At 72.7% G+C, this 6,062-nt stretch carries 3 protein-coding genes; all 3 read right to left on the bottom strand.

The window, feature by feature from the left end:
• On the bottom strand, nucleotides 1-821 hold an 821-nt coding region (locus ACZ7IB_RS26505; protein ID WP_470916291.1), incomplete at its 3' end, for a hypothetical protein.
• 190 nt (nucleotides 822-1,011) lie between these two features.
• Nucleotides 1,012-4,272: a sacsin N-terminal ATP-binding-like domain-containing protein gene (locus tag ACZ7IB_RS26500; protein WP_470916315.1), complete on the bottom strand. Its 3,261-nt coding sequence runs from the start codon at nucleotides 4,270-4,272 to the stop codon at nucleotides 1,012-1,014.
• Between the two features lie 414 nt (nucleotides 4,273-4,686).
• The gene (locus ACZ7IB_RS26495) at nucleotides 4,687-5,622 is read right to left on the bottom strand and encodes a DUF3027 domain-containing protein (RefSeq protein WP_470916290.1); all 936 of its coding nucleotides are present in this window, start codon (nucleotides 5,620-5,622) and stop codon (nucleotides 4,687-4,689) included.
• Between the last annotated feature and the right edge of the window lie 440 nt (nucleotides 5,623-6,062).

Genomic DNA, 6,062 nt, shown 5'->3' with positions numbered 1-6,062 from the left:
TTGCCCGTGCTGTTCGTCTTGATCGTCTTGACCGTGGTGTACGTGGAGCTGGTCTTCTTGCGGAACTGGAGCTTCACCGGCTGCCCGGTGTAGCCGTGGTACTTCAGGTCGTCGAAGTTCGCACGCGACAGCTTGCCGGTGACCGTGATCGTCTTGCCCTTCTTCACGGGCTCCGGAGCAGCGTTCACCGTCAGCTTCGACAGCCGCTGCACACGGGTGGCGCCCAGGCCTTCCTGCAGCGCGAAGTCGACCTTGCTGAAGTCGGGGTTCATCGGGTCCTGGCCGTTGAAGTCGACAGCGAAGCCCCCTGCCTGCCACGTCGTGGCGTCGGCGTTGCCGATCAGGTCGTACTGCGGCGAGATGGCGATCTGCCCCTTGCAGGTGGCGACCGTGGAGGAGACAGCCTTGCAGGTGGGGGCGACATCGCCGTAGAGCTCGTTCGTCGGATTTTTGAACGAGCCGCGGTAGAGCGAGACATCGAGCCCGAAGTCCGAGGCGAAGATGTTCACATCGGCGGCGTGCGTCACGATGAACGTGGTCGGCACGGTCTTCGTGGCGGTGGTGCCCACGGCGATTCGCTTGCCGCCGTTCACCTTGAGCTTGGAGAAGGTGAGGTCGAGCTTACCGGGGACGCTCTCGGCCGCGAGGGAGCGCGCGCCGGACTTGGCGCCGGAGCCGGCACCGATGGTGGACTGAGCGGCACGCGCGACGTCGCCGACGGTCGAGCGGTGCGCGTCGTCGGCCTGGGCCACCGACGGAATGACAAGGGCGGAGAGAGCCAGGGCGCCGGTTACGGCGGCCACGGTCGCACGAATGCGCATGTTCATTCCCCAACAGGAGAAGGGGGCCCACGGAGGTCGTCCGCCAACAGGCCCAAGATCGTCTGTGAAGCCTGATGGCTTCAACAGGAGAGACCATCGGGATACGTGAACGGTTGTGTGCCTGTTGGGGATTTCTTGTGCAATCGCCCCGCGCTCCGGCACGGATGCACTTCGGCCCCTCACCGGCCGGTCAGTCGAACCAGCGGTCCCGGGCCAGTTCCTCCGTACGGGACGGGTCCTCCAGCAGTGCCGCGACCTCGAAGCGGCGCGGCCACTGCCCCGCCGCCCAGGCCAGGCCCGCAGCGACGCCTTCCAGCGTGGCGGCGTGCACGGTCCCGTCGGAGGTGTGGCGCCAGTCCAGTTCGACGCCGCCCGCGCGCAGTTCGCCGTGCTCGATGTACGCGTCCGGGGTTCCGGCGCCGAGCAGGACCCGTACCGAATCCGGCACTTGGTGCTCCTCGCCCTCCGTCGTCACCTCCGCCTCGACGCTCTCGCCGAGCCTGCGCACCTGGAACAGCTCGGCCAGATCGGCCGCGCGGGTCGGGGTGACCGGAAGCAGCGGGAGCCCCCCGGCGAGCGGCAGCAGATCCGGAGCGTCCGCGATCACGGCGTCCGCCGCGTCGACGACCCGGATCTCACCGTCGACCACGGCCCGCAATTCGTCGGGCAGCGTGACCTGTTCCGGGTCGAGGTCGGCCAGGGCCGTGTACAGGGAGTGCAGTTGTACGAAGCCGACCACACGGTCCCCGTCCGCGAGCCGGCCTAGGAGTTCGGCGGCGCCGCCCGGCTCGTCGAGGAGGGCGGTCACGGACGTCCGTACACCGAGGGCACGCAGCACCTGGGCGTCGTCGAAGCCGGTCGCGTCGGCGGAGTCGTACAGTCCGGCCAGCCGCGGGTCGCCGCCCGCAGACCGCAGACCGGCCGGGCGGCGGCCGTCGAGCACGGGGTGGTCGCGCAGCCACCAGGCCGTGTAAGGACGGACGGACTGCGTCGTACCGTCGGGCAGCAGCACCCGCACCGGCTGGGTCAGCGCGTCGCGCAACGGCGGCTGGGCGAGCAGGGCGAGCGCCTGCGGCCAGGCGTCGTCGTCGACGAGGTCGAGGTCGCGAACGGCGACGAGTTCGGTGGCGACCGGCGGCACGGAGGCCCGCCCGTCGCCCGACCACCACCCCTCATCGTCACCGCTGCGCGGCGGCAGACTCAATTGCAGCTGGTCGAGGATGTCCTCGCACCACACGTCCACGGCGTCGAGCAGCCCGGCGTCGTCGGGCTCGGCGAAGTCGCCCTCACCGGGCTCCAGTTCGTCCGGATCCAGGACGACATCGGTGGCCCGCACGAGGGCGAAGGTGGCGAGCACCCCGCAGGCGGTGAGCGGCTGTTCGCCCCAACGGTCGGTCAATTCCTGGTCGCAGAGTGCCAGTTCACCCTCCCGCATGACGGCCGCGAACGGGCTGCCGGGCAGCACGAGTTCACCGGCAGGTGCGGGTTCGCCGTCCTCGTCGGGAAGGGCGAGCGCGCCGAGCCAGGGCTCGTCGCCCGGTGCCAGTTCCGCGTCCCGCACAAGGGCGAGGACGGTCTCTGTGAGCTCTTCGGCGTCCAGCGCGTCCTCGTCCCAGATCTCGCCCGCGTCCAGCGATCCGGCGACGGCTGCCCGCACCTGCGGGGTCGTCAGCACGGCGCGGGGCGTGGCGGGCAGGGCGCCCAGCTTCTCCAGCAGCGGATGGGCGGCGTCCGGGTGCGCGACCTTCAGCCCGAGCCGGGCGAGGCGGCCCAGGACGGGGCCGGTGAGCGCGTCGGGGAACGGGAGAAGGACCTGGCGGGGGCCGATGGCGGTGCGGGGGGCGGTCGGGGTCTCGGCGTCCTGCGCTTCCGGTGTACCGGCGAGCGGGACGGGCAGGCCGGAGAGACGGTCCGGGTCGATGCCGGACAGGCTGTCGTACAGCCGCCGCCACCAGCCGGGGTCGCGCTCCAGACCGGCGAGACGGTCGATCGCCTCGGTCAGCGGGACGCGGGCGATGCCGAGGGTGCGCAGTTCGCTGCGGCGCTCCAGTCCGGCGGGCAGCAGGCACGGCAGGACCTCGGCGAGCACCCGTACGGTCTCGGCGCCCACGCCTTCCAGCACCTCGGCCTCGATGGGGCGCAGCGCGGTGGTGGCCGTCTCGCGGATGCCGTCCGCCTGCGCGTCCCAGGTGTCCCACCGGTCCGTTTCGGTGGTGGCGTCGCGCGGGGCGGCAGGCTCCAGGAACGCGACGCGCGGCAGCCGTTCCAGGATCGCGCCGCGCAGGGCGCCGTCCAGTTCGCCCTTACCGAGCGGTCCGGGGACGAGGTCGATGGTGTCGATGGACACCGGCTGCCAGTCGGCGAGCAGCCCGGCGTACGCATCGGCCGCGCGCTGCACCAGGAAGTCGGTGAGCGGTCCCGGTGCGAAGTGGCGGCGGGTGGTGTCGAGCGGCAGCGACGCGATGAGCAGCGCGGGGATACCGAGGGGTTCGTCGGTGGGGGTCGGAGCGTGGACGACGGGGACGGTGCGGGGGCGTACCGGGGCGCCCTCCGCGTCCACCGGCACCGCCCAGGTGACCGACCAGTGCGGGCGCAGCCGTTCCTCGCGGGGCCGGTCGGCCAGCAGGGCGGGCTCGACGGGGCCGTGCCGGGTGACGGTGCGCCAGCGGTGCGTACCGTGCGCGGAGTCCTTGACGTGGGTGTACGGGCCGTGCTGCGACCGGCGCAACGTCCGTACGGTGTCCGGGGTTTCGATCACGATCTCGTCGAGGCCGCGCAGGGTGAGCAGGAGCGCGTCGTCGACCGCGTCGAGCAGCCGGACCACGAGGTCCTCGGCACCGCCGTCGCGCAGCGGGAGGACGACGACGGTGTCGTACCCGTCGGGCGCGGTGCCCTCGGCGGGCAGCGGGAGCCGCAGCAGGGGGACGTGGCCGTCGCGACGGCGGAGCTCGTCGCCGAGGCCCGGGCTGGCGAAGGCCGCCCTTGCGGCGAGGTCGCGGGCCTCGGCGAGGGACCAGCGGACACCACCGTGCCGGCCGACGACGGCGGGCTCGTCGCTCACCGCGAGCACGGCGGCGAACCCGACGCCGAACCTGCCGACGGCCCCCTCGTGGCCCTCGCGCTTGGCGGAGGCGCGCAGGGTGGAGAGCGACTCCACGCCGGTGGCGTCGAGGGGGGCGCCGGTGTTGGCGGCGGCGAGCGCGGCGGGGGCGTCCGCAGTCGCCGGGTGCAGGGTGAGGCGGAGCCGGCCGGGGACCTGTGCGCGGGCGGCGGCGTCGGCGGCGTTCTGGGCCAGCTCGACGACGAGGCGGTCGCGGTAGCCGCCGAGCGCGAGGTCCTCCTCGGCGTTGGCGTCCTCGCGGAATCTGGCAGGGCCGGCGCCCCAGGCGTCGAGCACGCCGCGTCGCAGCCGTGCGGTCCCGAACGGGTCGGCCCCCTCGGTCGCATTCATGCTCACGCTCTGACTCCGCTCTTTCCGGTTACGCGTTGCCCGTGCCGCCAGTGTGCGCCTGAAGGTACCGGGTCCTCTCGCCGGACGGGGTGTCGTGTCTGCGGGGTTGCCCACGGCAAGGCCGGATTCTGCCGCACCGCGCACCACCGCTCCGGTTCCGTCCTCGAACGCCGGACGGGCTGGGGTGTGCGAAATCGAGCCCGTCGAGGGGGTCCCCCCATGCCCTCAAGGCCATGGGGGAGATTGAGGGCAAAGTGATTCGCCGGCGGGCCCGCAGGCGCGTCTCAAGCCCGCCGAGGGGTCCCCCCCATGCCCTTGAGGCTATGGGGAGATTGAGGGCGGAACCGGTTCGCGGGGCAAGCCCGCAGGTGCCATGGCCGGGCGCGCCGGAGAACCCCCGAAGCCTCGCCCCGCTCAGGAGTGACCGAGGTCCTCCGTCGGGCCGTCCGGTTCCGCCGGGACCGAGCCCGAGTCCCGTGCCGGACGCAACGGATACTCGTCCACCTGCATCGTGTCCAGCGCATGCGGCGCCGGCTTCGGCGGCTTCGGCATCACCGCCGCCTCCGAGTGCCCACCGCACCCGTACGACAGCGACACCACATGCCCGTCCGCCGGACCGAACTCGTTCGCGCACACCCCGAACGCCTGCTTCAGCGAACCCGCCAACGGCACCAGGAACGCGCAGGTGACACAGGACGCCGGAGCCGCCTGAGCCATCGGCGTCTTCGCGCCGAACGCCTCGTCCCACCGGTCGGCCGCCGTGTGCAGCCCATAGCGCGACAGCACCCGCGCCCGCCGCATACCGAGCTCCTCGGCGACCGCCGCGATCGAGCCCCGGCTCGTCGTCGCGGGGCGCGTCGTCAGCTCCGCGTCCTCCGCATCGACGAGGTCGGCCATCTCCTGGGACACCTCGGAGACCGCGGAGCTCGGCGGCGGCTCGTCCTCGCCGGTGTAGCCGGGCTCCAGGCGGATGTCGTCCGCCTCGGTGGGCAGCAGATCGCCGGGCCCCATGTCCCCGGGACGCAGCCGCTCGCTCCACGGCACCCACTCCGGAGCGAGGAGCGCGTCGCTGCCGGGCAGCAGCACCGTCTCGTCGAGGGTGACGTTCTTCGCGCGGGACGCCCGGGCGACGGTCACCGCCCAGCGCCAGCCCCGATAGCCCGGCTCCTCGCACTCGAAGAAGTGCGTGACGACCCGGTCCCCCTCGGAGACCACGGCCACATGCTCACCGACGACCCCCGGCGCGGCTGCTTCCTCGGCCGCCGCGCGGGCGAGGTCCACCGCCTCGGCGCACAGGCGGTCGGGAACAGGGGTACGGGCCGTACGGCTTCGCGTCGTCACAGCACTCACAGGTCTCGCTTCTCTCCTACGCCAGTCTCACGAGCGCGCCAGCACATCCATCGATTTCGGCAATGACAGATGCGGGCGGAGCGGACCTGAGGGCCGCGTCGACGTCCACACCCGTTGTGCCTGCCTCGGGCGCACCTTCTGCTATCCATTCTGCGGGATCGCCGATAGGCGCGCGGCCGAGAACAACCGCCGGTGGCGCGCTACGCACGCTACCCTCTCCGCCGCCCCCCGCCCACCTGCCCGTCCCAATCAAGTCCGGATCCGGCGCCGTGTCCCGTGCAAAGTCCGCCTCGGAGCCGTCACAATTGCCGGCCTGGGGGGGGGGGGGGGGGGGGGGGGGGGGGGGGGGGGGGGAGGGGGGGGAGGGGGGGGGGGGGGGGGAAGGACAGGTCTTCCAGGTAGCCGGAGGCGTTCCAGTTGATCCCGGGGTCGGCCTCCAG

The organism is Streptomyces sp. NPDC037301 (assembly GCF_055602785.1).
The sequence above is the reverse complement of the archived record's forward strand: the minus strand, read 5'-3'. Positions and strand labels throughout refer to the sequence as shown.

Excerpts from the sequence above, each read along its gene's own strand:
- ACZ7IB_RS26500 (WP_470916315.1), bottom strand. The coding sequence starts at position 4,272 with ATGAATGCGACCGAGGGGGCCGACCCGTTCGGGACCGCACGGCTGCGA.